The sequence below is a fragment of the Pantoea deleyi genome, assembly GCF_022647325.1.
In the GTDB taxonomy this organism is placed as follows: domain Bacteria; phylum Pseudomonadota; class Gammaproteobacteria; order Enterobacterales; family Enterobacteriaceae; genus Pantoea; species Pantoea deleyi.
The window spans coordinates 944,307-970,823 of record NZ_CP071405.1 but is presented as its reverse complement, the minus strand read 5'-3'; the positions used below and the strand labels follow the sequence as shown (position 1 = coordinate 970,823).

Genomic DNA, 26,517 nt, shown 5'->3' with positions numbered 1-26,517 from the left:
CCTTTTCAACTCAATCGGGCTATCATCGCCCGATTCAGCCAGCTTATTGCGGTTGACAAGCGCGGGCGATAGACGCGATGTCGTTGGGTGAAGTGCGGCAGCAGCCGCCGATCAGCCTGGCGCCCGCCTGTTGCCACTCATCCAGCTTGTCATGCAGCGTGCAGCCCGACGGCGCAGAGTGCCAGGTTTTACTGCCCGCATCATACTGTTCGCCGGAGTTGGGATAGACCACCAGCGGCTTGTCGGTGAGTTTCTGCAGCTGCTGCAGCGCGGGCGTAACGCTCTCCAGCGCCACGCAGTTGATACCCAGCGCCACAACCTGCGGCTGCTGATTCAGCCAGCTCACCACTTCGGTCAGCGGCGTGCCGTCGCTGATGTGTCCGGCATCGCGCAGCGTGAACGAGAACCAGGCCTGGCCCTGCGGAAACTCCGCCAGCAGCTTCACCAGCGCCTGCGCTTCGGCAAAGGAGGGCAGGGTTTCGCAGGCCAGCAGATCGGCACCGGCCGCCAGCAGCGCCTGCACACGCGGACGGTGGAACGCGATCATCTGCGCTTCCGGCAGCGCATAGTCGCCGCGATACTCTGAACCATCCGCCAGGAACGCGCCGTAGGGGCCGACCGAGCCCGCCACCAGCAGCGTTTTCGCGTCGGGCCGCACCGCCAGATAGTCCTGACGGGCGCGACGGGCCAGCGCCACGCTCTGTGCAATCAGCGCCAGCGACTGCGCCTCATCCAGACCGCGAGCAGCAAACCCCTGCGGGGTCGCCTGATAGCTGGCGGTGATGGCGCAGCGTGCACCGGCAACAAAATAGTCGTAGTGAACCTGATAGATCAGTTCAGGATTTTCCATCAGCACTTTGGCTGACCAGAGCGCATCGGCCAGATGACAGCCGCGGGCTTCCAGTTCGGTGGCCAGGGCGCCATCCAGAATCAGCAGCGGTGACTCCGTTAAAGCCTGCGCGACAGGGTTATGCGACATCGTTAGCCTCCTCAGGCCGGGTGGATGCTTTGTGGGTCAGATGGTAAGCGGCATAGCAGAACAGAACAAACGGGATGCCGCACCACAGCGCGATGCGCTGGGTCGGGTCGAACGCCAGTCCCACACAGGCCAGCAGGCAGAGCAGAAAGCCCAGCACCGGCACCAGCGGATAGAACGGCGCACGATAGGTCAGCTCAGCCAGCGATTTGCCCTGCTGAAGATGACGGCGACGGAAGACGTAATGGGAGGCGCAGATGCTGAGCCAGACCGCCACCACCGCAAAGCCTGAGATGGCCGACAGCGCGACAAACACGGTATCCGGTGCCACCACGCTGGAGATCAGCGCCAGCAGGCCGCCCGCCATGCTGACCGTAATCGCCAGCAGCGGCACGCCGCGTTTGTTAACCCGGGCGAAGGCGCGCGGCAGCGTATTTTCATTGGCCAGCGACCAGAGCATCCGCCCGGAAGCGTAGAGGCCGGAGTTGGCCGCCGAGAGGATAGCGGTCAGGATCACAAAGTTAATGATATCGGCCGCATAGGGGATGCCGATCTTTTCAAACACCAGCACAAACGGGCTTTTTACAATGCCCGCCTGGTCCATCGGGATCAGCGCCGCCAGCACAAATACGGTGCCGATGAAAAAGATAATCAGCCGGACGACGGTCGTGCGGATCGCCAGCGGCAGCACTTTCTCCGGCTGCTGCGTTTCCCCGGCCGCGATGCCGATCAGCTCGGTACCGGAGAAGGCGAAGTTCACGGCCACCATCGTCATCAGAATCGGCAGGACGCCGTGCGGCAGCCAGCCGTGCGCGGTAAGGTTGCTCAGGCCCGGCGCGGGGGTGCCATCTTTCATCGGGATGAAGCCGAACATCGCCGCGCCGCCGAGCAGGATGAACGCGACGATGGTCACCACTTTAATCAGCGAGAACCAGAACTCCCCTTCAGCGAAGAAGCGGGTTGAGATGACGTTCAGCAGATAGATGGCGCAGCAGAAGACCAGGCACCAGGTCCAGACCGGGATCTGCGGGAACCAGTACTGCATACAGAAACCGGCCGCCGTCAGGCTGGAGCCGAGCGCCACGGTCCACGTTAGCCAGTAGAGCCAGGCCACAGTGTAGCCGGTGGCCGGGCTGAGATAGCGTGCGGCGTAGACATGGAAGGCGCCGGTTTCCGGCATCGCCACCGAGAGTTCACCCAGACAGACCATCACCAGCCAGACCACCAGCGCGCCGATCAGATAGGCGAGCAGCGTGCCCGCCGCGCCGGTGGTGGAGATGATATAGCCGGTGTTAAAAAACAGGCCGGTGCCGATGACACCACCCAGCGATAACATCACCAGATGGCGCACTTTCATGGTGCGTTTAAATTTTTCCTGCGAGGGAGTGGGCTGTTCGCTCATCATTTTTATCCGTATGGACGTCTAAACATCTATAGTGGACAATTTTATACGCGTCACAGCCGGGAATTGCAACGGCAGGGGAAACAGAGAGGCAATACAAAAGGGTCAGCGCCCCGTCGCGGCGGGGCCTGAAGCATTAACCGAAAACGCTCTGAATGTAGCGTTCCAGCGCCATGCGGGAACTGAATCCGTGCGGGATGCCATAATGTTCCTGTGAATCACCCGCCAGGTAGAGAGGGAATTGGGTGTAGTGATCGCAGGTCTTCATTTCTGAAGCGGGTTCAGCAAATGGCTGGCTCTTCTCTTTCAGCGTCGGATGGATCACTAAGGCCATGCGCCCCATGCGCGCCTCGCGATTAACATAGACGTAGTTCTCTCCACGGCGATAGCCATAGGCCCGTGGGGTAATCTCATCGACTTCGAAACCCGCTTTTTCCAGTACGCGCGCTACCTCATCTGGTCGTAAATACATGCTCGATCCTCTCCTCTTTCAAAAGCTTCGCAACCTTACAACAGCATGACAGAGTGGGCATTCGGAATTTTCCCTAAAGAACCCTCCCGCGCCTCGTTTATCTCAGGGTCGTCTACACTAGTATTACGTTTTTAATTCAAAGGGAGCTAAAAAATGTTTAATCGCACTGTAAAAAACGATGACATTGATATCAATCAGGACGTTAACGAGCTGGCTGATTCACTGGAAGCCCTGCTGAAATCTTACGGCAGTGACGCAAAAGATGAAGTGGACTCCGCTCGCAGTCAGGCCGAGGCGCTGCTGAAGCAGACCCGCTCTAAACTCAACGGCGGCAGCAACCGTGTCTCTCAGGCCGCGCGTGACGCCGGTGCGCAGGTTGACACTTATGTGCACGACAAGCCATGGCACGGTGTGGGTATCGGCGCTACTGTCGGTATCGTCATCGGTATTCTGCTGGCTTCGCGCCGCTAAGCGCTAAAAAAATCCCCTGAGCCCTGCCCCGTGCGGGGCTTTTTTTTGCTTTTTTTCCGCAACGGCACGGCAGAAAAAAATTTTCCGGCCCCTGATCCGCATGTCTGCTGGCTTTGCGCCGTTTGCGCAAAAGCAAATCGAAAAACCCTATATATAGCAGGCTTGACCGCCACAACCACTACATCTAGTATTTATCTCATCTACACAGGCTCCGGTCTCTGCCGGAATAACGCTCACTCTCTGCATCTGAGCTTCCTGACGCGATACCGAAACCGCACATAGAGGTAAATACGAATCATGCGCATTATTATTTACACTAAAGATCACTGTGTCCAGTGCACGGCGACGAAAAATGCCCTGGATCGTCAGGGCCTGACCTATCAGCTCGTGAACCTCGACAGCCAGCCGGAGGCGGCCGACAGCCTGAAAGCCCTAGGTTATCGCCAGGTGCCGGTGGTGATGACCGGCAATGACCACTGGAGCGGCTTCCGCCCGGACAAAATCGCCACCCTGCGCCCGCTCCCGGCCGTCGGGGGATAAGCGCATGTTCCCGCTGGTCTATTTTTCCAGCCAGTCGGAAAACACCCACCGGTTTATTACACGCCTGGGCCTGCCCGCCCGCCGCATCCCGATCGATGCCGGGCAACAGCTGCATATCGACCAGCCCTATATCCTGGTGGTGCCCAGCTACGGCGGCGGCACCCGGCGCGGCGCGGTACCCGGTCAGGTGATTCAGTTTCTGAATGATGAAGCAAACCGACGCGGTATCCGTGGCGTCATCGCGGCGGGCAACCGGAACTTCGGTGCCGGTTACGGCCTGGCGGGCAGCATCATTGCAACCAAATGTCAGGTGCCCTGCCTCTATCGCTTTGAGCTGATGGGCACCCCGGACGACATTGCGAAAGTAAAAGCGGGAGTAACCCAATTTTGGCAACAACAGAGATTTTCAACGCCGTGACGCCCGACTATCACGCCCTTAACGCCATGCTCAATCTCTATGACGCGGATGGCCGTATCCAGTTCGACCGGGATCGCGACGCGGTACGTCAGTTTTATCTGCAGCATGTGCAGCCCAATACCGTGCCGTTCGCCAGCTGCGCCGAACGGTTACGCTATCTGGTGCAGGAGAACTACTACGAGGCGGCGGTGCTTAATCAGTACGATCCTGACTTCCTGACCGCCCTGCACACGTTCGCGGAGAACTGGAAATTCGAATTTAAAACGTTTCTCGGGGCCTGGAAGTTTTACACCAGCTACACCCTGAAAACCTTTGACGGCAAACGCTACCTGGAAACCTTTGATCAGCGCGCCTGCATGGTGGCGCTGACGCTGGCCCGGGGCGATGCGTCGCTGGCCCGCGCCATCCTGACCGAGATCCTCAGCGGCCGTTTCCAGCCCGCCACGCCGACCTTCCTCAACTGCGGTAAACAGCAGCGCGGTGAGCTGGTCTCCTGCTTCCTGCTGCGCATCGAAGACAATATGGAGTCGATTGGCCGCGCCGTGAACTCGGCACTTCAGCTCTCGAAACGGGGCGGCGGCGTCGCCTTTTTACTGTCGAACCTGCGCGAGTCCGGTGCGCCGATCAAGCGCATCGAAAATCAGTCGTCGGGTGTGATTCCGGTGATGAAAATGCTGGAGGATGCGTTCTCCTATGCCAATCAGCTGGGCGCCCGTCAGGGGGCTGGCGCGGTGTGGCTCAACGCGCATCATCCCGATATCCTCCGCTTTCTGGACACTAAGCGCGAAAACGCCGACGAGAAGATCCGCATCAAGATGCTGTCGCTGGGTGTGGTGATCCCCGACATCACCTTCCGGCTGGCGAAAGAGAACAAACCGATGGCGCTCTTCTCGCCCTATGACGTGGCGCGGGTCACCGGCAAGGCCTTTGGCGATATCAGCATCAGCGAACAGTATGAGACGATGGTGGCCGACGATCGCATCCGCAAAACGTGGATTCAGCCACGCGACCTCTTCCAGACGCTGGCCGAGATTCAGTTTGAGTCGGGCTATCCCTATATCATGTTTGAGGACAGCGTGAACCGCAGTAACCCGATTGCCGGCCGCATCAATATGAGCAACCTCTGCTCAGAGATCCTGCAGGTGAACAGCGCCAGCGAGTACCATGAGGATCTCAGCTATCGCCGGGTCGGCAAAGATATCTCCTGCAATCTCGGCTCTCTGAATATTGCGCACGCCATGGATTCCGGCGATCTGGCCCGCACCGTGGATGTGGCGGTGCGGGCGCTGACGGCGGTGTCGATGATGAGCGAGATCGGCTCGGTGCCGTCGGTCGCCGAAGGCAATCGCCGCTCGCACGCCATCGGCCTGGGACAGATGAACCTGCACGGCTATCTGGCGCGAGAGGGGATCGCCTACGGTTCACCGGAAGCGCTGGATTTCACCAATCTCTACTTCTGCTGCATGACCTACCATGCGCTCTCGACGTCAAACCAGCTGGCGCAGGAGCATCAGCAGACCTTCGACGGTTTTGCGGCGTCGGACTACGCCAGCGGCGTCTACTTCGATAAGTATCTGCAGCGCGAATGGCTGCCACGTACCCCACGCGTAGCGAAGCTGTTTGCCGACGCGGGCGTATCGCTGCCCACTCAGGCGGACTGGCAGAGGCTGCGCGAGGCGGTGATGCAGCACGGGCTGTTTAATCAGAACCTGCAGGCGATCCCGCCCACCGGCTCGATCTCCTACATTAACCATGCCACCTCCAGCATCCATCCGATTGTCTCGCCGATCGAGATCCGCAAGGAGGGCAAGACCGGCCGCGTCTACTATCCCGCGCCCTTTATGACCAACGACAATCTCCATCTCTATCAGGATGCCTACCAGATTGGGCCGGAAGCGATTATTGATACTTACGCGGAGGCGACGCAGCACGTCGATCAGGGCCTGTCGCTGACGCTGTTTTTCCGCGATGACGTCACGACCCGCGACATCAACAAAGCGCAGATCTACGCGTGGAAGAAAGGGATCAAAACGCTCTATTACATTCGCCTGCGTCAGATGGCGCTTCAGGGTACGGAGGTTCAGGGCTGCGTCTCCTGCTCCCTGTAATAAATATGATGAAACATAGACAGATTCAGGCCATTAACTGGAACCGCCTGCAGGATGAGAAAGATCTTGAGGTGTGGAACCGTCTGACCAGCAACTTCTGGCTGCCGGAGAAAGTGCCGCTCTCCAACGACCTGCCCGGCTGGCAGGCGCTGGATAAACAGCAGCAGCAGCTGACCATCCGGGTGTTTACCGGCCTGACGCTGCTGGACACTATCCAGAACGTGATCGGCGCGCCGGGGCTGATGGACGATGCGATCACCCCGCATGAGGAGGCCGTGCTCTCTAACATCAGCTTCATGGAAGCCGTGCACGCCCGATCCTACAGTTCGATCTTCTCCACCCTGTGCAACACCCAGGATGTGGATGCCGCCTACCAGTGGAGCGAAGAGAATGCGCCGCTGCAGAACAAGGCGCACATAATTCTGGATCAGTACCGGGCCGACGATCCGCTGAAGAAGAAAATCGCCAGCGTCTTCCTGGAGTCTTTCCTGTTCTATTCCGGCTTCTGGCTGCCGATGTACTGGTCGAGCCGGGGCAGGCTCACCAACACCGCAGATTTGATTCGCCTGATCATCCGCGACGAGGCGGTGCATGGCTATTACATCGGCTACAAATATCAGCGGGCGCTGGCGGAGACCGACGACCGCCGTCGCGAGGAGCTGCAGCAGTTTGCTTATGATCTGCTGCTGGCGCTCTATGAGAATGAGGTGGCGTACACCGAGGCGCTCTATGGCGAGGTCGGCTGGGTGGAAGAGGTGAAAACCTTCCTGCACTACAACGCCAACAAGGCGCTGATGAATCTGGGGTACGAGGCGCTGTTCCCGGCGGAGCTGACGGCGGTCAATCCGGCCATTCTGTCGGCGCTGTCGCCAAACGCCGATGAGAACCACGACTTCTTCTCCGGTTCAGGCTCCTCCTATGTGATGGGTAAAGCGGTTGAAACGGAAGATGAGGACTGGAACTTCTGACGGCGGGCAGGTCATCCGGCTTATCGGGATGACCTGCGGCAGCGGATAAAGAGGCGGGCTTGTGGCGCCTGTGCCTGCCCTTGTCACCAGCTCTGCGCGGGCTGTGCCTGACCCGCGCGGCTGTGACTCAGGCGTCTCCGTTCCTCGCTTCACGCGCCTGCGTGGCGGGAGACATCAGGCACCGAGCCACGCGTTACCCTGACCTTCCCAGCGCGCCCCGCCGCTGTCGCTGTTTTCACCTCTCGTTATGACTGGTATGGCCTGTTAATAAACATGCGTCTGAAATAGTTTTTTAGGTTATTATTAACCTCAAATGATTATTAGCGACCGATGCGGTTTATGAACACGACGCGCCAGGGGCTGACGCCTGCCCTGGTGATGCTGATGTCGGTAGCCACCGGCCTCTGCGTCGCCAGTAACTACTACGTTCAGCCACTGCTGAATACTATCGCTCAACAGTTCGATCTCTCCGTGAGCCTCGCCGGTTTTATCGTTACCACGGCGCAGCTCGGTTACGCCTGCGGCCTGCTGCTGCTGGTGCCGCTGGGCGATCGGTTTGAACGCCGCAGTCTGATTGTGACGATGATCCTGCTGGCAGCGGCCGGTATGGTGATCATCGCCCTTTCGCACACCTTCGCGTTACTGCTGCTGGGCACGGTGATGACCGGTCTGTTTTCGGTCGCCGCCCAGATCCTGGTGCCGCTGGCCGCGACGCTGGCTGAGCCAGAGCGGCGCGGTAAGATCGTCGGAACGGTCATGAGCGGGCTGCTGCTCGGGATCCTGCTGGCGCGGACGGCCGCCGGCGGTCTGGCCCAGCTCGGTGGCTGGCGAACCGTCTACTGGACCGCCAGCCTGCTGATGCTGGTGATGGCCCTGGCGCTGTGGCGATCGCTGCCGCGCGTTAAACAGTCCGTTCCCCTGCGCTATCCGCAGCTGCTTGCCTCTATTTTTCGTCTCTATGCCGGCAACCGGGTGATCCGCACCCGCGCCTGGACGGGCTGTCTCTCCTTTGCCAACTTCAGCCTGCTGTGGACGTCGATGGCGTTCCTGCTCTCCGGCGCGCCCTACCACTTCTCCGAAGGCCGGATTGGTTTACTCGGGCTGGTCGGAGCGGCAGGGGCGCTGGCCGCCCGTCAGGCCGGTTCGCTGGCCGACAAAGGCAAAGCGAAGCTGACGACCCGGCTGGGCCTGCTGATTATGCTCATCTCCTGGGCCGCGATTGCGTGGGGCGCAGATCAGCTTGTGCCGCTGATCGTCGGCATCCTGCTGCTGGATCTGGCGGTGCAGGCCGTGCATATCACCAATCAGAGCGTGATCTATGCGCAGATGCCGGACGCACGCAACCGCCTGAATGCGGGATACATGACCAGCTACTTTATCGGCGGGGCCGCCGGTTCGCTGCTTTCCGCCACTGCCTACCATCTGGCGGGCTGGTATGGGGTCTGCGGCGCGGGCGTGCTGCTGACGCTGATGAATCTGCTGATCTGGGCGCGGGGATCGCGATTTGAGCCGGAAAAAATCAACTGAAGCCTGTCCGGAGCGTATTGCATCTGGTCACAAATGGTTAGGTTTGTTATGGTTAGTAGTAAACCTATTCACTTCAGTTATTTTTCCTCGCGATATTATTAAATTTGCCCCCTTTTTGATAACGTCCCGGCACCGCGGTTGTCGCCGGGCGTACGGGTTTTTGACCCAGGGCCAGGGAATGGCCTGGAATGCCTTTGATGGTGCAGCGTAAGTCTGAGCGCGATCACCAGCCAGAAAGTGACTACGCTTAACCTGTCACCATAGTTATTATACAAGTTGCAATTAGTGAGGTTTTTTTTAATGGAAAGTTCGTTTACTCCCATTGAGCAGATGCTAAACATCCGTGCCAATCGCCATAAGGATTTTCCGTTGCAGGAAATTATCCTGACGCGTCTCTGTATGCATATGCAGGGTAAACTGCTGGACAACCGTAATAAGATGCTGAAAGCCCAGGGCATCAACGAGACCCTGTTCATGGCGCTGATTACGCTGGATGCGCAGGAGAACCACAGCATTCAGCCTTCTGAACTCAGTTCTGCGCTGGGCTCTTCACGCACCAACGCGACGCGCATTGCTGATGAGCTGGAGAAGCGTGGCTGGATCGAACGTCGCGAGAGCGACCACGACCGTCGCTGCCTGCATCTGCATCTGACCGACAAGGGCATGGAGTTCCTGCGTCAGCTGCTGCCACCTCAGCATCAGAGCCTGCAATATCTCTGGTCTTCACTGTCCGGTGACGAGAAGTCTCAGCTGGAAGGGATCACCCGTAAGCTGCTTAACCGTCTCGATAAAATGGATGAAGATCAACTGATCGCCTCGCTGTCCCGCTAATAGCAATAAGTGCGACACAATCACCTGTCGGAATCGTTATTTTAATTTCCTTTTTTATCTGGCCAGCGCTCAGGCGCTGGCTTTTTCGACTCGGGCGCTGGCGGACAGGGATGTCTGCCCCCCGACTAAATGGAAAATGTGGAGAAATTCATGAGTGCATCGGCAGAAGCACAACGCCCGCAACCGTCAGCCAACAAAAAGAAGAAGCGCAAAAGTGTGCTGATTATCCTGGCGCTGATCATTATTCTGGCGGGTATTGCCTGGGGCGCCTACTGGTTCCTGGTCCTGCGTCATTTTCAGGAAACGGATGACGCCTATGTGGCAGGTAATCAGGTGCAGGTGATGGCACAGGTCTCCGGTAGCGTGAATAAAGTCTGGTTCGAAGACACTGATTTCGTCAAAAAAGGCGACGTGCTGGTCTCCCTGGATAAGACGGATGCGGAGCAGGCGTTTGAAAAAGCGCAGACGGCCCTCGCCACCAGCGTACGTCAGACGCATCAGCTGATGATCAACGGCAGACAGTATCAGGCCAGCATCACGCTGCAGCAGACCGCGCTGGCTCAGGCCGAGGCCGATCTGAAACGCCGTGAGCCGCTGGGTGCGGCTAACCTGATTGGTCGAGAAGAGCTGCAGCACGCCCGCGATGCCGTCGCGACCGCCAAAGCGCAGCTCGACGTGGCGATTCAGCAATATAATGCGAACCAGGCGATGATCCTCAATACCTCGCTGGAAAACCAGCCTGCCGTACAGCAGAGCGCAGCCGAGTTGCGTGACGCCTGGCTGGCGCTGCAGCGAACCGAGATTCGCAGCCCGATGGATGGCTTTGTCTCCCGTCGCAGCGTGCAGGTCGGCTCGCAGATCTCCACCAATACCCCGCTGCTGGCCGTCGTACCGGCCACCAACCTGTGGGTGGACGCGAACTTCAAAGAGACCCAGTTGGCTGGCGTGCGCATCGGTCAGCCTGCCACCGTGGTAGCCGATATCTACGGTGACGATGTGGTCTATCACGGCAAAGTCGTGGGACTGGATATGGGCACCGGCAGCGCCTTCTCTCTGCTGCCTGCACAGAATGCGACCGGTAACTGGATCAAAGTGGTTCAGCGCCTGCCGGTGCGTATCGAACTGAATCAGGAAGATATTGCCAGACATCCCCTGCGCATCGGTCTCTCCACGCTGGTTAAAATCGACACCACCAGCCAGGCGGGCAGTACGCTGGCCACCAGCGTCCGTCAGCAGGCCGCTTACAGCAGCAACGCCCTGGCGATTGACCTCGCGCCGGTCAATCAGCTGATTACCGATATCGTCCGTGCCAACGCCGGATGATGACGCGGAGGCTGTAATGGCAAAAAAACCGCTTGAAGGGATGCCGCTGGTCCTGATGACCATTGCGCTGTCGCTGGCGACGTTCATGCAGGTTCTGGACTCGACCATCGCCAACGTGGCCATTCCGACCATTGCCGGTAATCTGGGTGCCTCTAACTCACAGGGCACCTGGGTGATCACCTCGTTTGGCGTTGCTAACGCAATCTCCATCCCGATCACCGGCTGGCTGGCAAAGCGCGTAGGCGAAGTGAAGCTCTTTACCTGGGCCACCATTCTGTTTGCTGTCGCCTCCTGGGCGTGCGGCATGTCAGAGAGCCTGGAGATGCTGATCTTCTTCCGCGTACTGCAGGGGATCGTGGCAGGCCCGCTGATTCCGCTGTCGCAGAGTCTGCTCCTCAGTAACTACCCGCCCGCGAAGCGCAGCATCGCGCTGTCACTCTGGGCGATGACGGTGATCGTCGCGCCAATCTGCGGCCCGATTCTGGGCGGCTGGATCAGCGATAACTATCACTGGGGCTGGATCTTCTTTATCAACGTGCCGATTGGTGCGGTCGTTGTGCTGCTGACGCTGCAGACCCTGCGCGGTCGCGAAACCAAAACCGAGATCCGCCCGATTGATATGGTCGGCCTGGTATTGCTGGTGGTGGGGATCGGCTGCCTGCAGGTGATGCTGGATCGCGGTAAAGAGCTCGACTGGTTCAGCTCAACGGAGATCATCGTGCTGGCGGTGGTGGCCGTGATTGCGCTGGCGGTGCTGCTGGTCTGGGAGCTGACGGACGATAACCCGATCGTCGATCTCTCGCTGTTTAAGTCGCGCAACTTCACCATCGGCTGCCTGTCGATCAGCCTGGCTTATATGCTCTACTTCGGCTCGATCGTTCTGCTGCCGCAGCTGCTTCAGGAGGTCTATGGCTATACGGCCACCTGGGCCGGGCTGGCCTCGGCACCGGTCGGGATTATTCCGGTGATCCTGTCGCCGATTATTGGTCGTTTCGCCCATAAACTTGATATGCGGCGGCTGGTGACCTTCAGCTTCATTATGTATGCCGTCTGCTTCTACTGGCGCGCCTATACCTTTGAACCGGGCATGGATTTTGGTGCCTCGGCGTGGCCGCAGTTTATCCAGGGCTTTGCCGTGGCCTGCTTCTTTATGCCGCTGACCACCATTACGCTCTCCGGGCTGCCGCCGGAGCGACTGGCCGCCGCCTCCAGCCTGTCTAACTTTGTGCGTACGCTGGCCGGTTCGATAGGCACCTCGATCACCACCACCATGTGGACCAATCGTGAGTCGATGCATCACAGCTATCTGTCGGAGTCGATAACGCCCTACAACGTCAACGCCCAGCAGATGTACAGCCGGCTGGAGAGTATGGGGATGACGCAGCAGCAGGCCTCTGCCTGGATCGCACAGCAGATTACCAATCAGGGACTGATTATTTCAGCGAATGAAATCTTCTGGGCGTCGGCTGGCGTCTTCCTGATCCTGCTGGTGCTGATCTGGTTTGCCCGCCCGCCGTTTGGTGCAGGCGGTGGCGGCGGTGGCGCACACTGACGCTGAAATGAAAAACGGGCCTTTCGGCCCGTTTTTTTATGCGTTCTGACGCCACCATTCGGCGAGCAGCACACCGGTTGCCACCGACACGTTGAGGCTTTCCACGTTGCCGGTTCCGCCAATCGACAGGCTCATGTCACCCTGCTGGAAAGCGGTATCGGAGAGGCCTTCGCGCTCCTGCCCTAACACCAGCACCATTTTCTCCGGCAGCGACGCCTGCGCCAGCGGCGTGCCCTGATGGCTGGAGGTGGTCACGATGGTATAGCCCGCTTTACGGAACGCTTCCAGACCTTCGCTGAAGGTGGCACCGCTGATGGCCTGCACATGCTCGGCCCCGCCTTCTGCGGTCCGCACGGCTGCACCAGACTCCAGCAGTGAGGCGTCGTTTACCAGCAGGCCTTTAACGCCGAAGTGCGCGCAACTGCGCATAATCGCGCCCAGGTTATGCGGGTTGCTGACATCTTCCAGCGCCAGCACGCAATCTTTGGTATTCGCCTGACTCAGCCATTCCGCCACGGCCATACCCATGCGCTTTTTGATCAGGAAGCAGACGCCACCGTGATGCTCGGTGCCTGAGGCTTTGGTGATCTCGGCATCTTCAACCACATGATAGGCTTTGCGGTTGGCCGCCAGCCAGCGCAGCGCTTCGCGGAAACGCGGGGTCACTTCCTGCACGAACCAGGCGCGTACAATCGCTTCCGGACGGCTCTGGAACAGCGCATGACAGGCGTTCTCGCCGTAGACGCGGGTCTCTTCGTTACGCTGACGACGGATCTGCGCCGGATCGACAAAACTCTTGCCGCTGATGCCGCCATGATCCGGCTTATCCGTGTCAGCCGCAGCCGAGCGATCCGCAGCGGGCGGGCGGGAAACGGTGCGCCACGGTGAATCGCTGTTGCCATAGGCGCCGCGGCTCTCATCGCCCCGATCGTTGCGACGCGGCGCACCACGTCCGCCTTCAGTGCGGCGCGGTGAGCTGCTGCGACCGGCGTCATCGCTGCGACGACCGGCAGAGGCTGGACGGCCCCCTTCCTGGCCGCGTTCAGTGCGGGAGCCAGACGAACGACGGTTATCATCCGGACGGGCAGCAGAGTGACCACCTTTGCCTGTACGAGGATTCGACGCACGCGCGCTTTTATCGTCCTCGCCACGCACGTACATCACCTTAACTTTACCGCTCTTACCTTTAAATTCGTCGTTCATATCTTCCTCCTGCATTGAGAGCGCGCAGATTACCTGATGTGATGGCGCTTAGCTATCAACTATTGAACCTATAGAGCAATACAGATTGAGCGAAAATCCGCCCCCTTTCATAATGACCGACTATTACCAGACTGACACTTTTCAACATCAGAGGTTCCTATGAATACGGTATGCGCTTCCTGTCAGGCAACCAATCGCGTTCCTGACGATCGCCTTGCCGACGTGGCGAAATGTGGTCGCTGTGGAAATGCCCTGTTCGATGGCGAAGTGGTGAATGCCACCAGCGCCAACTTTGACAAATATCTGCAGGACGATCTGCCCGTGGTGATCGACTTCTGGGCACCCTGGTGCGGGCCGTGCGTTAACTTTGCGCCCGTGTTTAAGGATGTCGCCAGCGAACGCAGCGGGAAAGTGCGCTTTATTAAAGTGAACACCGAGGCGGAACCGGCCCTGAGTGCCCGTTTTAACATCCGCAGCATCCCGACCATCATGCTGTTCAAACATGGCCAGCGGGTCGACATGCTGAACGGGGCGATGCCTAAAGCGCCGTTCAACGAATGGCTGGATGAATCGCTCTGATCCACCGGGGCCAGCCTGTCTGGCCTTTTCCTTTTCCTCTGCGCTTCGATTACACTGACGTTTTTCCTGCCCTGAATGCCCATGTCTGATAATGCTGTTCTGCGCTTGCGCACCCAACGTCTGGCCCGTGCCACCCGCCCTTTCCTCGCGCGCGGCAACCGGGTGATTCGCTGCCAGGGCTGTCTGCTGCCGGAAGCCCACTGCCTCTGCAGCCAGATCGTCCCGCACACCGCCCGAAGCCGTTTCTGCCTGGTGATGTTCGATACCGAGCCGATGAAACCGAGCAATACCGGCCGTCTGATTGCCGATATTCTGCCGGACACCCAGGCATTTGGCTGGTCACGTACCGAGCCGGACCCGCTGCTGCTGGCGGCCGTCCGTCATCCCGATTATCAGCCGGTAGTGGTCTTCCCGGCCGCCTATGCCGATCCAGGCCGCGAGGTGCTGACAGCGCCTCCGGCCCTGGGCAAGCCGCCTCTGTTTATCATGCTGGACGGCACCTGGACCGAAGCGCGCAAAATGTTTCGCAAGAGTCCGTGGCTGGACGCCTTTCCGGTGATGTCGCTGGCGGTCAGCGCGCCCTCACGCTACACGCTGCGCGAAGCGCACGGTGAAGGCCAGCACTGTACCGCTGAGGTGGCCGCGGCGCTGCTGGCGCAGGCAGGCGACGCGCAGGCGGCGGAGGCACTCTCCCACCATTTCGATCGGTTCCGCGCGGCCTACCTGGCGGATAAACCGCATCACAACGGCCAGGCCTGACTGACCGTCCGCCCGCAGCGAAGAGCGGATCGTGATGCGCAGCCTGCGATCTGCCCGGAAGCACCGCCCGCAAAAAGCGTTTACAATCACGCAAATCCCGATCTCTGGAGGGCGAGATGAGCCAACGCGGACTGGAAGCGCTGTTACGACCTAAATCAATTGCGGTAATTGGTGCCTCGGTGACGCCCGGGCGTGCAGGCTACTTTATGATGCGCAACCTGCTGGCGGGCGGATTCAGCGGCCCGGTCCTGCCCGTCACGCCAAAATATAAGGCGGTCAGCGGCGTGCTGGCCTGGCCCACCATCGACAGCCTGCCTTTTGCGCCCGACCTGGCGGTGATCTGCACCCATTCAAAGCGGAACCTTACCCTGCTGCAACAGCTCGGCGAGAAAGGCTGCAAGGCCTGCATTATCCTCTCTGCGCCCGCCAGCCAGCTGGCCGAACTCAAAGCCTGTGCCAGCCAGTGGCAGATACGGCTGCTGGGGCCAAACAGTCTGGGGCTGCTGGCGCCCTGGCAGGGATTAAATGCCAGCTTCTCGCCGGTGCCGATCGCGAAAGGGCGTATCGCGTTTATCTCTCAGTCTGCCGCCGTCTCCAACACCATCCTCGACTGGGCGCAGCAGCGTAACCTCGGCTTTTCCTGGTTTATCGCGCTGGGCGACAGTCTGGATACCGATGTCGATGACCTGCTCGACTTCCTGGCCCGCGACGGTAAGACCAGCGCCATCCTGCTCTATCTGGAGCACCTCAGCGATGCGCGGCGCTTCGTTTCCGCCTCGCGCAGCGCTTCACGCAATAAACCGATTCTGGTGATCAAGAGCGGCCGCAGCCGCGAAGCGCAGGCGCTGCTGGGTACGCACAGCGGGCTGGACGCCGCGTGGGATGCCGCCATTCAGCGCGCGGGTCTGCTGCGGGTGCAGGACACCCATGAGCTGTTCTCCGCCGTGGAGTCGCTGAGTCATATGCGGCCGCTGCGTGGCGACCGGCTGATGATCGTCAGTAATGGTGCCGCGCCCGCCGCGCTGGCGCTGGATGAACTCTATGCCCGCAACGGCAAGCTGGCGCAGCTCGGCGATCAGACCCGCCAGCGGCTTGAGGCATTGCTGCCCGCCGGTGTGGGTCGCGGCAATCCGCTGGATTTAAAAGATGACGCCACGGCAGAGCGTTATGCCGCCTGTGTTGAGGTTCTGCTCGACAGCCATGAGCTGGATGCGCTGATGATTATTCATGCGCCCAGCGCGGTCGCCCCCGCCACCGAAACGGCCACGCATCTGATCGACACCCTTGCCCGTCATCCGCGCGGTAAGCTGGTGACGCTGCTGACCAACTGGTGCGGCGAGTTCTCTTCCCAGGCCGCGCGCCGGGCATTTACCCAGGCGGGCATTCCGACCTGGCGTACGCCGGAAGGCACAGTCACCGCCTTTATGCATCAGGTCGAATACCGTCGCAACCAGAAGCAGCTGCGCGAAGCCCCTGCCCTGCCCGCGACGCTGAACCAGGACAGCGCTCATGCTCACCGGCTGCTGTCGCAGGCGCTGGCGCGCGGCGTGACTGCGCTGGATACCCATGAGGTGCAGCCGGTGCTGCAGGCGTACGGTCTGGCCACGCTGCCGACCTGGATCGCCAGCGACAGCGCGGCCGCCGTCGCCATCGCCGACCAGATTGGCTATCCGGTGGCGCTGAAGCTGCGATCGCCTGATATCGCGCACAAGTCGGAGGTTCAGGGCGTGATGCTCTATCTGCGCAACGCCAGCGAGGTGGAGCATGCCGCTGAGGCCATTTTTGACCGGGTGCGCGCGACGCTGCCGCAGGCGCGTATCGAGGGCTTACTGGTGCAGAGCATGGCCAGCCGCGCGGGCGCGCAGGAGCTGCGGGTGGTGGTGGAGCAGGATGCGCTGTTTGGCCCGATCATTATGCTGGGCGAAGGCGGCGTGGAGTGGCAGGCCGATAAGCAGGCGGCGGTCGCGCTGCCTCCGCTGAATATGACGCTGGCACGCTATCTGGTGATTCAGGCGATAAAGAGCGGCAAAATCCGCAGCCGCAGCGGGCTCAGTCCGCTGGATATTGCCGGTCTGAGTCAGCTGCTGGTGCAGGTTTCAGATCTGGTGGTGGACTGCCCGGAGATCCAGCGGCTCGATATCCATCCGCTGCTGGCAGCAGGCAACGATTTTACCCTGCTGGATGTCACCCTGACGCTGGCACCCTTCAGTGGCGACAACGAAGCGCGACTGGCCATCCGCCCTTATCCTCAGCATCTGGAGGAGCAGGTGGAGCTGAAAGATGGGCAATTCTGCCTGTTCCGGCCGATCCTGCCGGAAGATGAACCGCTGCTGCGCGATTTTATCAGTCAGGTCACCCGAGAGGATCTCTACTACCGCTACTTCAGCGAAATCAATGAGTTTACGCATGAGGATCTCGCCAACATGACCCAGATCGACTACGACCGCGAGATGGCGATTGTGGCCGTGCGTCCGCATCAGGGCGGCCAGGAGATCATCGGCGTCACCCGCGCCATCTCGGATGCCGATAACATTGATGCAGAGTTTTCGGTACTGGTCCGTTCCGACCTGAAGGGGTTAGGCATGGGGCGTCGCCTGCTGGAAAAGATGATCCGTTACACCCGCCATCACGGCTTGCAACAATTGAACGGTATCACCATGCCCCACAATCGCGGCATGATTACGCTGGCCCGAAAACTGAACTTTCATGTTGATATTCAACTGGATGACGGTATTGTCAGCCTCAAACTGCCTTTACAGAATGAGATCAACTAACCTTGTAGAGAAAGGTAAAAAACGTTCGAATCGACGGAGTTGATGTTATTATTTATGGTTATAACCCTGATTTGATGGCAAAAGGCCATGCAATGAACAGAGAAGAAGTGCACTGCGATGTTGTCTAAATTCAAACGTAACAAACACCAACAACACCTCGCACAGTTGCCGAAACTGTCACAATCCGTTGCGGATGTGTCGACACTTTATTCGCCTGCCGAATTTCGCACGACGCTGCTGGAAAAGATTGCGGCCGCGCAGACACGCATCTGTATCGTTGCGCTCTATCTGGAAAACGATGATGCCGGACGTGCCGTCATGGATGCCCTTTATCAGGCTAAGCAGGCGCGACCAGAACTGGATATCTCGATTCTGGTGGACTGGCACCGGGCGCAGCGTGGCCGGATTGGTGCCGCGCGGGGCGTGACCAACGCCGACTGGTACTGCGAGATGGCGACCCGCTATCCCGATATCGCCATTCCGGTTTATGGCATCCCGGTGAATACCCGTGAGGCGCTGGGCGTACTCCATCTCAAAGGGTTTATCATCGACGACACGCTGCTCTACAGCGGCGCCAGCATCAACGATGTCTATCTGCATCAGCACGATAAGTATCGTTACGACCGCTATCAGCTCATCCGCAATGCCCGGCTGACCGATACCATGTATGAGTGGATCACCCTCAATCTTAAGCCAGCCGAAGCGGTGAACCGTCTGGACTTTGCGGAGCGTCCCTCCAGCCCTGAAATTAAAAATGAAACGCGGCAGTTCCGTCAGGATCTGCGCGGCTTTAACTATCAGTTTGAAGGGGATGCCGGTAACGAAGAGCTGGCCGTCACGCCGCTGGTCGGCCTGGGCAAGCATAGCCTGCTTAATAAAACCATCTTCCATCTGATGCCCTGTGCGGAAGAGAAGCTGGTCATCTGTACCCCCTACTTCAACCTGCCTGCCCTGCTGGTCCGGAACATCATTCATCTGCTGCGACAGGGAAAACAGGTCGAAATCATCGTCGGTGATAAAACCGCCAATGATTTCTATATTGCGCCCGATCAGCCGTTTAAAATCATCGGTGCCCTGCCCTATCTCTATGAGATCAACCTGCGTCGCTTCCTGAGCCGCCTGCAATATTACGTCTCCACCGATCAGCTGGTCGTGAGGCTCTGGAAGGATGGCGAGAACAGTTATCACCTTAAAGGGATGTGGGTTGATGACGAATGGCAGCTTATCACCGGCAATAACCTCAACCCGCGCGCGTGGCGACTCGATCTGGAAAATGCGGTGCTGATCCACGATCCTCATCAGCAGTTAGCAGCCCAGCGCGAGAAAGAACTGACGCTGATCCGGCAGCACACCCAGGTCGTCACTCACTTCCGCGAACTGGAGAGCATTGCCGATTACCCGGCTAAGGTGCGGAAACTGATCCGTCGTCTGCGCCGGATCCGAATCGATCGCCTGATCAGCCGTATTCTTTAATACACGCCGCCTGCGGGGCATCTGCTATGCGAATTGTACTGCTTGCTGTGCTGTTGTGTAGTGGATGTGCCCATATGGCCCAGGATTCCTGGACCGGACGGGATAAAGCGGAACACTTTTTCGCCTCCGCCGCGCTGGCGGCAGCAGGCAGTGAATATGGGCAGCGCCAGCATCTTTCTGACCGGCAGAGCCAGACTCTCGGCTTTATGTTTTCATTGAGTCTTGGGGCGGCTAAAGAGGGGTATGACAGCCGCCCGGCTGGCAGCGGCTGGAGCTGGAAAGATTTCGCCTGGGATGCCGCCGGTGCAGCCAGCGGCATTGCCCTGTGGAATCTCAGCCAGTAGGCATATCAGAGTTTAATGCCTTTGCCGCGTCTGTGCAGCAACAGTGACACCAGGAACGCTACCGCGCCCATCGCGGAAACATACCAGAAGAAGGTCGTCTCAATTCCCTGCTGCTTCATCAGCAGTGCCACATACTCTGCCGATCCCCCGAAAATCGCATTCGCTACCGCATAAGAGAGTCCCACGCCCAGCGCGCGCACCTGGGGCGGAAACATCTCGGCTTTCAGAATGCCACTGATGGCGGTGTAGAAGCTGGTAATCAGCAGGGCCAGCATGATCAGCAGAAACGCGACGCCGGGGCTCTGCACGTTTTGCAGCAGGGTGAGAATCGGCACCGTACAGATGGCCGCGCCCGCACCAAAAATCATCATCGAGGTGCGACGCCCGATTTTATCGGAGAGCGCACCGATAACGGGCTGGATAAGCATAAAGACCAGCAGCGCACCGGTCATCAGACCGCTGGCCGTTTTGGGATCCATACCCGAGGTGTTCACCAGATACTTCTGCATATAGGTGGTAAAGGTATAGAAGCTCAGGGAGCCGCCCGCAGTGAAACCCAGCACCATCAGAAAAGGTCGGGTATGGTTGCGCAGTAACCCGATGACGCTGCCGGCATCGCGATGCTCACGGCTGCTCTTATCAGAAGTCTCCTCCAGTGAGCGGCGCAGCCACAGTGCGACAACGGCGAGCAGCGCGCCAAGGAAGAACGGGATACGCCAGCCCCAGCTTCGCAGCTCAGCATCCGTAAGCAGGAACTGCAGCACTACCACCGTCAGAACCGCCGCCAGCTGCCCGCCAATCAGCGTGACATACTGAAAGGAGGCGTAAAACCCTTTACGCCCTTCGAGTGCCACTTCGCTCATATAGGTCGCGCTGGTCCCATACTCCCCACCCACCGATAAGCCCTGAAACATGCGCGCCAGCAGCAGAATGACGGGAGCTGCCACCCCGATGGTTGCATAACCGGGTAAGCAGGCGATCACCAGTGAACCAAAACACATCATACAGACCGAAACCAGCATCGAATTTTTTCGGCCATGCTTATCGCCGATATAGCCGAACAGCCAGCCGCCAATCGGACGCATTAAAAAGCCGGCGGCAAACACCCCGGCGGTCTGCAACAGCTGCGTCGTGGTATCGCCCTGGGGAAAGAAGATATGTGCGAAATAGAGTGAGAAGAATGAGTAAACGTAGAAGTCAAACCACTCGACCAGGTTACCCGACGAGGCACCGACGATCGCCCAGATCCGTTTCTTTGCATCATCCGGCTGAATATTATTGTTTGTGGGTGTCATGCTTACCTCTGCTCCTTGCTGATCAACAGCGTTGAAAGGGTGAGTAAAGCATTTAAGTCTACTGAAGGTAAAGGCGACGTATTCTGAGATTGTTATTGTGAGCTGCATCGCTGATTATCGGGAAATCAGCGGGTTGCTGATGTTTTCTGCCGAAATCAGGCGGGATACAGAGGGTATATAGCAGGCATATTGATGAGAATTTCAGCACAAAGTAGCAGAGTACAGACGTAAAAAAGCCCCGCACTCGCGTGCGGGGCTTCTTCACTTATACAATGCCTGGCAGTTCCCTACTCTCGCATGGGGAGGCCCCACACTACCATCGGCGCTACGGCGTTTCACTTCTGAGTTCGGCATGGGGTCAGGTGGGACCACCGCGCTAAAGCCGCCAGGCAGATTCTGTCTTCCGCGCCGCCCTGGGGCCGCGCAGATTTATCCGGTTCAGGCTGAAAATCGTCTCTCAAAAAACGCCTCTGGCGTTGTAAGGTTAAGCCTCACGGGTCATTAGTACCGGTTAGCTCAACGCATCGCTGCGCTTACACACCCGGCCTATCAACGTCGTCGTCTTCAACGTCCCTTCAGGACTCTCAAGGAGTCAGGGAGAACTCATCTCGGGGCAAGTTTCGTGCTTAGATGCTTTCAGCACTTATCTTTTCCGCACTTAGCTACCGGGCAGTGCCATTGGCATGACAACCCGAACACCAGTGGTGCGTTCACTCCGGTCCTCTCGTACTAGGAGCAACCCCCCTCAATTCTCCAGCGCCCACGGCAGATAGGGACCGAACTGTCTCACGACGTTCTAAACCCAGCTCGCGTACCACTTTAAACGGCGAACAGCCGTACCCTTGGGACCTACTTCAGCCCCAGGATGTGATGAGCCGACATCGAGGTGCCAAACACCGCCGTCGATATGAACTCTTGGGCGGTATCAGCCTGTTATCCCCGGAGTACCTTTTATCCGTTGAGCGATGGCCCTTCCATTCAGAACCACCGGATCACTATGACCTGCTTTCGCACCTGCTCGAGCCGTCACTCTCGCAGTCAAGCCAGCTTATGCCATTGCACTAACCTCACGATGTCCGACCGTGATTAGCTGACCTTCGTGCTCCTCCGTTACTCTTTAGGAGGAGACCGCCCCAGTCAAACTACCCACCAGACACTGTCCGCACCCCGGATTACGGGGCCACGTTAGAACATCAAACATTAAAGGGTGGTATTTCAAGGATGGCTCCACGCAGACTGGCGTCCGCGCTTCAAAGCCTCCCACCTATCCTACACATCAAGGCTCAATGTTCAGTGTCAAGCTGTAGTAAAGGTTCACGGGGTCTTTCCGTCTTGCCGCGGGTACACTGCATCTTCACAGCGAGTTCAATTTCACTGAGTCTCGGGTGGAGACAGCCTGGCCATCATTACGCCATTCGTGCAGGTCGGAACTTACCCGACAAGGAATTTCGCTACCTTAGGACCGTTATAGTTACGGCCGCCGTTTACCGGGGCTTCGATCAAGAGCTTCTCCTTACGGATAACCCCATCAATTAACCTTCCGGCACCGGGCAGGCGTCACACCGTATACGTCCACTTTCGTGTTTGCACAGTGCTGTGTTTTTAATAAACAGTTGCAGCCAGCTGGTATCTTCGACTGGCTTCAGCTCCGGGAGCAAGTCCCTTCACCTACGCGCCAGCGTGCCTTCTCCCGAAGTTACGGCACCATTTTGCCTAGTTCCTTCACCCGAGTTCTCTCAAGCGCCTTGGTATTCTCTACCTGACCACCTGTGTCGGTTTGGGGTACGATTCTGTGTTACCTGATGCTTAGAGGCTTTTCCTGGAAGCAGGGCATTTATCACTTCAGCACCGTAGTGCCTCGTCGTCACGCCTCAGCGTTAAAAGAGTCCGGATTTACCTGGACCCTCCGCCTACACGCTTAAACCGGGACAACCGTCGCCCGGCTGATATAGCCTTCTCCGTCCCCCCTTCGCAGTAACACCGAGTACAGGAATATTAACCTGTTTCCCATCGACTACGCCTTTCGGCCTCGCCTTAGGGGTCGACTCACCCTGCTCCGATTAACGTTGAACAGGAACCCTTGGTCTTCCGGCGAGCGGGCTTTTCACCCGCTTTATCGTTACTTATGTCAGCATTCGCACTTCTGATACCTCCAGCATGCCTCACAGCACACCTTCGACGGCTTACAGAACGCTCCCCTACCCAGCAACGCATACGCGCCGCTGCCGCAGCTTCGGTGCATGGTTTAGCCCCGTTACATCTTCCGCGCAGGCCGACTCGACCAGTGAGCTATTACGCTTTCTTTAAATGATGGCTGCTTCTAAGCCAACATCCTGGCTGTCTGTGCCTTCCCACATCGTTTCCCACTTAACCATGACTTTGGGACCTTAGCTGGCGGTCTGGGTTGTTTCCCTCTTCACGACGGACGTTAGCACCCGCCGTGTGTCTCCCGTGATAACATTCTCCGGTATTCGCAGTTTGCATCGGGTTGGTAAGCCGGGATGGCCCCCTAGCCGAAACAGTGCTCTACCCCCGGAGATGAGTTCACGAGGCGCTACCTAAATAGCTTTCGGGGAGAACCAGCTATCTCCCGGTTTGATTGGCCTTTCACCCCCAGCCACAGGTCATCCGCTAATTTTTCAACATTAGTCGGTTCGGTCCTCCAGTTAGTGTTACCCAACCTTCAACCTGCCCATGGCTAGATCACCGGGTTTCGGGTCTATACCCTGCAACTTAACGCCCAGTTAAGACTCGGTTTCCCTGCGGCTCCCCTATACGGTTAACCTTGCTACAGAATATAAGTCGCTGACCCATTATACAAAAGGTACGCAGTCACCCCATAAAAGAGGCTCCCACTGCTTGTACGTACACGGTTTCAGGTTCTGTTTCACTCCCCTCGCCGGGGTTCTTTTCGCCTTTCCCTCACGGTACTGGTTCACTATCGGTCAGTCAGGAGTATTTAGCCTTGGAGGATGGTCCCCCCATATTCAGACAGGATACCACGTGTCCCGCCTTACTCATCGAGCTCACAGACCGTGTGTTTTTGTGTACGGGAGTATCACCCTGTACCCTGCGACTTTCCAGACGCTTCCACTAACACACAGGCTGATTCAGGCTCTGGGCTGCTCCCCGTTCGCTCGCCGCTACTGGGGGAATCTCGGTTGATTTCTTTTCCTCGGGGTACTTAGATGTTTCAGTTCCCCCGGTTCGCCTTGCAGCACTATGTATTCATGCTGCAATGATGCACAGAGTGCACCGGGTTTCCCCATTCGGACATCGACGGCTGTAGCGGTTCATATCACCTTACCGTCGCTTTACGCAGATTAGCACGTCCTTCATCGCCTCTGACTGCCTGGGCATCCACCGTGTACGCTTAGTCGCTTAACCTCACAACCCACAGGCGTTTTCACGCTGCGGACTGCAAGCATTGAGAGACCCGACCGTATCGCTCTGCCACCCCTTATTACGGAGGGATGACGCGCTACGTCGTTTCAATTTTCAGCTTGTTCCGGATTGTTAAAGAGCATAATACTTCGCAGCACACCGTTGCCGGTACGCTCTGAGGTATTCAGAAAAAACAGTTAAAACGGTATGGTGGAGCTAAGCGGGATCGAACCGCTGACCTCCTGCGTGCAAGGCAGGCGCTCTCCCAGCTGAGCTATAGCCCCATACAGTTACTGCAGAGACCACTACGTCCAACCGAGTACACTTCGTGAGAAGTGCAATTCGTGCTCAGGCAAGGCATGTCTTCGCGAAGCATAGTGAACTATGCGAGCCGGAGACATAACGCAGCGTGAGTGCGAATTTGGTAGGCCTGAGTGGACTTGAACCACCGACCTCACCCTTATCAGGGGTGCGCTCTAACCACCTGAGCTACAAGCCTGTAGAGGTTTTTTCTGCTCGTTACTTTTTATCAGACAATCTGTGTGAGCACTGCGCGGGAAGGTATCTTAAGGTAAGGAGGTGATCCAACCGCAGGTTCCCCTACGGTTACCTTGTTACGACTTCACCCCAGTCATGAATCACAAAGTGGTAAGCGCCCTCCCGAAGGTTAAGCTACCTACTTCTTTTGCAACCCACTCCCATGGTGTGACGGGCGGTGTGTACAAGGCCCGGGAACGTATTCACCGTGGCATTCTGATCCACGATTACTAGCGATTCCGACTTCACGGAGTCGAGTTGCAGACTCCGATCCGGACTACGACGCACTTTGTGAGGTCCGCTTGCTCTCGCGAGGTCGCTTCTCTTTGTATGCGCCATTGTAGCACGTGTGTAGCCCTACTCGTAAGGGCCATGATGACTTGACGTCATCCCCACCTTCCTCCGGTTTATCACCGGCAGTCTCCTTTGAGTTCCCGACCGAATCGCTGGCAACAAAGGATAAGGGTTGCGCTCGTTGCGGGACTTAACCCAACATTTCACAACACGAGCTGACGACAGCCATGCAGCACCTGTCTCAGCGTTCCCGAAGGCACCGGGGCATCTCTGCCCCGTTCGCTGGATGTCAAGAGTAGGTAAGGTTCTTCGCGTTGCATCGAATTAAACCACATGCTCCACCGCTTGTGCGGGCCCCCGTCAATTCATTTGAGTTTTAACCTTGCGGCCGTACTCCCCAGGCGGTCGACTTAACGCGTTAGCTCCGGAAGCCACTCCTCAAGGGAACAACCTCCAAGTCGACATCGTTTACGGCGTGGACTACCAGGGTATCTAATCCTGTTTGCTCCCCACGCTTTCGCACCTGAGCGTCAGTCTTCGTCCAGGGGGCCGCCTTCGCCACCGGTATTCCTCCAGATCTCTACGCATTTCACCGCTACACCTGGAATTCTACCCCCCTCTACGAGACTCAAGCCTGCCAGTTTCAAATGCAGTTCCCAGGTTAAGCCCGGGGATTTCACATCTGACTTAACAGACCGCCTGCGTGCGCTTTACGCCCAGTAATTCCGATTAACGCTTGCACCCTCCGTATTACCGCGGCTGCTGGCACGGAGTTAGCCGGTGCTTCTTCTGCGGGTAACGTCAATCGGCGCGGTTATTAACCGCACCGCCTTCCTCCCCGCTGAAAGTACTTTACAACCCGAAGGCCTTCTTCATACACGCGGCATGGCTGCATCAGGCTTGCGCCCATTGTGCAATATTCCCCACTGCTGCCTCCCGTAGGAGTCTGGACCGTGTCTCAGTTCCAGTGTGGCTGGTCATCCTCTCAGACCAGCTAGGGATCGTCGCCTAGGTGGGCCATTACCCCGCCTACTAGCTAATCCCATCTGGGTTCATCCGATAGTGAGAGGCCCGAAGGTCCCCCTCTTTGGTCTTGCGACGTTATGCGGTATTAGCCACCGTTTCCAGTGGTTATCCCCCTCTATCGGGCAGATCCCCAGACATTACTCACCCGTCCGCCACTCGTCACCCGAGAGCAAGCTCTCTGTGCTACCGTCCGACTTGCATGTGTTAGGCCTGCCGCCAGCGTTCAATCTGAGCCATGATCAAACTCTTCAATTTAAAGTT

The 26,517-nt window shown here is 58.1% G+C and carries 19 protein-coding genes, 2 tRNA genes and 3 rRNA genes; 14 read left to right on the top strand and 10 right to left on the bottom strand.

Going from position 1 to position 26,517, the window contains the following annotated elements:
- Positions 1–43: 43 nt before the first annotated feature.
- From mmuM to J1C59_RS04675, 3 genes are all read right to left on the bottom strand, one after another.
- Entirely contained in the window at positions 44–979 is a 936-nt protein-coding gene (gene mmuM, locus J1C59_RS04685; protein WP_140917309.1) for a homocysteine S-methyltransferase, read from the bottom strand.
- Positions 969–2,378, bottom strand: coding sequence for an S-methylmethionine permease (gene mmuP, locus J1C59_RS04680; RefSeq protein WP_208721880.1), 1,410 nt, complete (start codon positions 2,376–2,378; stop codon positions 969–971). Before mmuP ends, mmuM begins: the two co-directional genes overlap by 11 nt.
- A 136-nt stretch (positions 2,379–2,514) precedes the next feature.
- Positions 2,515–2,850: a DUF2002 family protein gene (locus tag J1C59_RS04675; protein ID WP_003850360.1), complete on the bottom strand. Its 336-nt coding sequence runs from the start codon at positions 2,848–2,850 to the stop codon at positions 2,515–2,517.
- 153 nt (positions 2,851–3,003) lie between these two features.
- On the opposite strand from J1C59_RS04675, the gene J1C59_RS04670 reads away from it, so the two are divergent.
- The 9 genes from J1C59_RS04670 to emrB all read left to right on the top strand — a co-directional run bounded on the left by J1C59_RS04670 (position 3,004) and on the right by emrB (position 12,588).
- Positions 3,004–3,321: a DUF883 family protein gene (locus J1C59_RS04670; RefSeq protein WP_128085595.1), complete on the top strand. Its 318-nt coding sequence runs from the start codon at positions 3,004–3,006 to the stop codon at positions 3,319–3,321.
- 297 nt (positions 3,322–3,618) lie between these two features.
- On the top strand, positions 3,619–3,861 hold the full coding sequence (gene nrdH / locus J1C59_RS04665) for a glutaredoxin-like protein NrdH (protein WP_128085594.1): 243 nt from the start codon (positions 3,619–3,621) through the stop codon (positions 3,859–3,861).
- Positions 3,862–3,865: 4 nt separating this feature from the next.
- A complete protein-coding gene (gene nrdI / locus J1C59_RS04660) occupies positions 3,866–4,279 on the top strand; it encodes a class Ib ribonucleoside-diphosphate reductase assembly flavoprotein NrdI (protein WP_111139917.1) in 414 nt (137 codons plus the stop codon).
- Positions 4,249–6,387 carry a class 1b ribonucleoside-diphosphate reductase subunit alpha gene (gene nrdE / locus J1C59_RS04655; RefSeq protein WP_128085593.1) on the top strand — a complete coding sequence of 713 codons (2,139 nt, stop codon included), beginning with the start codon at positions 4,249–4,251 and terminating at the stop codon, positions 6,385–6,387. The genes nrdI and nrdE overlap by 31 nt, the downstream gene beginning before the upstream one ends.
- An 8-nt stretch (positions 6,388–6,395) precedes the next feature.
- Complete coding sequence (nrdF, locus tag J1C59_RS04650; protein WP_128085610.1) at positions 6,396–7,355, top strand: class 1b ribonucleoside-diphosphate reductase subunit beta; 960 nt, start codon at positions 6,396–6,398, stop codon at positions 7,353–7,355.
- A 339-nt stretch (positions 7,356–7,694) separates the two neighbouring features.
- The gene (locus J1C59_RS04645; RefSeq protein WP_140917308.1) at positions 7,695–8,882 is read left to right on the top strand and encodes an MFS transporter; all 1,188 of its coding nucleotides are present in this window, start codon (positions 7,695–7,697) and stop codon (positions 8,880–8,882) included.
- A 300-nt stretch (positions 8,883–9,182) separates the two neighbouring features.
- The gene (gene mprA / locus J1C59_RS04640; protein ID WP_111139914.1) at positions 9,183–9,713 is read left to right on the top strand and encodes a transcriptional repressor MprA; all 531 of its coding nucleotides are present in this window, start codon (positions 9,183–9,185) and stop codon (positions 9,711–9,713) included.
- 150 nt (positions 9,714–9,863) lie between these two features.
- Positions 9,864–11,036: a multidrug efflux MFS transporter periplasmic adaptor subunit EmrA gene (emrA, locus tag J1C59_RS04635; protein WP_128086785.1), complete on the top strand. Its 1,173-nt coding sequence runs from the start codon at positions 9,864–9,866 to the stop codon at positions 11,034–11,036.
- A 16-nt stretch (positions 11,037–11,052) separates the two neighbouring features.
- Positions 11,053–12,588, top strand: coding sequence for a multidrug efflux MFS transporter permease subunit EmrB (gene emrB / locus J1C59_RS04630; protein ID WP_128086784.1), 1,536 nt, complete (start codon positions 11,053–11,055; stop codon positions 12,586–12,588).
- A gap of 36 nt (positions 12,589–12,624) precedes the next feature.
- Here emrB and J1C59_RS04625 read toward each other — a convergent pair whose 3' ends face one another.
- Entirely contained in the window at positions 12,625–13,791 is a 1,167-nt protein-coding gene (locus J1C59_RS04625) for a tRNA/rRNA methyltransferase (protein ID WP_140917307.1), read from the bottom strand.
- A gap of 159 nt (positions 13,792–13,950) precedes the next feature.
- On the opposite strand from J1C59_RS04625, the gene trxC reads away from it, so the two are divergent.
- The 5 genes from trxC to J1C59_RS04595 all read left to right on the top strand — a co-directional run bounded on the left by trxC (position 13,951) and on the right by J1C59_RS04595 (position 19,720).
- Positions 13,951–14,370, top strand: a complete 420-nt coding sequence (gene trxC, locus J1C59_RS04620; protein ID WP_128086654.1) for a thioredoxin TrxC — start codon at positions 13,951–13,953, stop codon at positions 14,368–14,370.
- An 81-nt stretch (positions 14,371–14,451) separates the two neighbouring features.
- Positions 14,452–15,129: a tRNA-uridine aminocarboxypropyltransferase gene (locus J1C59_RS04615; protein WP_128086653.1), complete on the top strand. Its 678-nt coding sequence runs from the start codon at positions 14,452–14,454 to the stop codon at positions 15,127–15,129.
- A 116-nt stretch (positions 15,130–15,245) separates the two neighbouring features.
- Complete coding sequence (locus tag J1C59_RS04610) at positions 15,246–17,903, top strand: bifunctional acetate--CoA ligase family protein/GNAT family N-acetyltransferase (protein ID WP_140917306.1); 2,658 nt, start codon at positions 15,246–15,248, stop codon at positions 17,901–17,903.
- 117 nt (positions 17,904–18,020) lie between these two features.
- Entirely contained in the window at positions 18,021–19,376 is a 1,356-nt protein-coding gene (gene pssA / locus J1C59_RS04600) for a CDP-diacylglycerol--serine O-phosphatidyltransferase (protein ID WP_128086652.1), read from the top strand.
- 26 nt (positions 19,377–19,402) lie between these two features.
- Positions 19,403–19,720 (top strand): YfiM family lipoprotein, encoded by a 318-nt coding sequence (locus tag J1C59_RS04595; protein ID WP_128086651.1) that lies wholly within the window; start codon positions 19,403–19,405, stop codon positions 19,718–19,720.
- A gap of 5 nt (positions 19,721–19,725) precedes the next feature.
- Here J1C59_RS04595 and J1C59_RS04590 read toward each other — a convergent pair whose 3' ends face one another.
- From J1C59_RS04590 to J1C59_RS04565, 6 genes are all read right to left on the bottom strand, one after another.
- The gene (locus tag J1C59_RS04590; RefSeq protein ID WP_140917305.1) at positions 19,726–21,015 is read right to left on the bottom strand and encodes an MFS family transporter; all 1,290 of its coding nucleotides are present in this window, start codon (positions 21,013–21,015) and stop codon (positions 19,726–19,728) included.
- A 274-nt stretch (positions 21,016–21,289) separates the two neighbouring features.
- A 5S ribosomal RNA gene (gene rrf / locus J1C59_RS04585) occupies positions 21,290–21,405 on the bottom strand.
- A gap of 90 nt (positions 21,406–21,495) precedes the next feature.
- Positions 21,496–24,402 (bottom strand): 23S ribosomal RNA (locus J1C59_RS04580).
- A 205-nt stretch (positions 24,403–24,607) separates the two neighbouring features.
- A tRNA-Ala gene (locus tag J1C59_RS04575) sits at positions 24,608–24,683 on the bottom strand.
- Positions 24,684–24,821: 138 nt separating this feature from the next.
- Positions 24,822–24,898 (bottom strand) — tRNA-Ile (locus J1C59_RS04570).
- A 73-nt stretch (positions 24,899–24,971) separates the two neighbouring features.
- Positions 24,972–26,511 (bottom strand): 16S ribosomal RNA (locus J1C59_RS04565).
- The 16S, 23S and 5S rRNA genes sit together here with 2 tRNA genes alongside, the layout of an rRNA operon.
- Positions 26,512–26,517 lie beyond the last annotated feature (6 nt).

Excerpts from the sequence above, each read along its gene's own strand:
- emrB (WP_128086784.1), top strand. The coding sequence starts at position 11,053 with ATGGCAAAAAAACCGCTTGAAGGGATGCCGCTGGTCCTGATGACCATT.
- mmuM (WP_140917309.1), bottom strand. The coding sequence starts at position 979 with ATGTCGCATAACCCTGTCGCGCAGGCTTTAACGGAGTCACCGCTGCTG.
- nrdH (WP_128085594.1), top strand. The coding sequence starts at position 3,619 with ATGCGCATTATTATTTACACTAAAGATCACTGTGTCCAGTGCACGGCG.
- J1C59_RS04625 (WP_140917307.1), bottom strand. The coding sequence starts at position 13,791 with ATGAACGACGAATTTAAAGGTAAGAGCGGTAAAGTTAAGGTGATGTAC.
- mmuP (WP_208721880.1), bottom strand. The coding sequence starts at position 2,378 with ATGAGCGAACAGCCCACTCCCTCGCAGGAAAAATTTAAACGCACCATG.
- J1C59_RS04595 (WP_128086651.1), top strand. The coding sequence starts at position 19,403 with ATGCGAATTGTACTGCTTGCTGTGCTGTTGTGTAGTGGATGTGCCCAT.
- J1C59_RS04590 (WP_140917305.1), bottom strand. The coding sequence starts at position 21,015 with ATGACACCCACAAACAATAATATTCAGCCGGATGATGCAAAGAAACGG.
- pssA (WP_128086652.1), top strand. The coding sequence starts at position 18,021 with ATGTTGTCTAAATTCAAACGTAACAAACACCAACAACACCTCGCACAG.
- emrA (WP_128086785.1), top strand. The coding sequence starts at position 9,864 with ATGAGTGCATCGGCAGAAGCACAACGCCCGCAACCGTCAGCCAACAAA.
- J1C59_RS04670 (WP_128085595.1), top strand. The coding sequence starts at position 3,004 with ATGTTTAATCGCACTGTAAAAAACGATGACATTGATATCAATCAGGAC.
- trxC (WP_128086654.1), top strand. The coding sequence starts at position 13,951 with ATGAATACGGTATGCGCTTCCTGTCAGGCAACCAATCGCGTTCCTGAC.
- J1C59_RS04675 (WP_003850360.1), bottom strand. The coding sequence starts at position 2,850 with ATGTATTTACGACCAGATGAGGTAGCGCGCGTACTGGAAAAAGCGGGT.
- J1C59_RS04610 (WP_140917306.1), top strand. The coding sequence starts at position 15,246 with ATGAGCCAACGCGGACTGGAAGCGCTGTTACGACCTAAATCAATTGCG.
- J1C59_RS04615 (WP_128086653.1), top strand. The coding sequence starts at position 14,452 with ATGTCTGATAATGCTGTTCTGCGCTTGCGCACCCAACGTCTGGCCCGT.
- mprA (WP_111139914.1), top strand. The coding sequence starts at position 9,183 with ATGGAAAGTTCGTTTACTCCCATTGAGCAGATGCTAAACATCCGTGCC.
- J1C59_RS04645 (WP_140917308.1), top strand. The coding sequence starts at position 7,695 with ATGAACACGACGCGCCAGGGGCTGACGCCTGCCCTGGTGATGCTGATG.
- nrdI (WP_111139917.1), top strand. The coding sequence starts at position 3,866 with ATGTTCCCGCTGGTCTATTTTTCCAGCCAGTCGGAAAACACCCACCGG.
- nrdF (WP_128085610.1), top strand. The coding sequence starts at position 6,396 with ATGAAACATAGACAGATTCAGGCCATTAACTGGAACCGCCTGCAGGAT.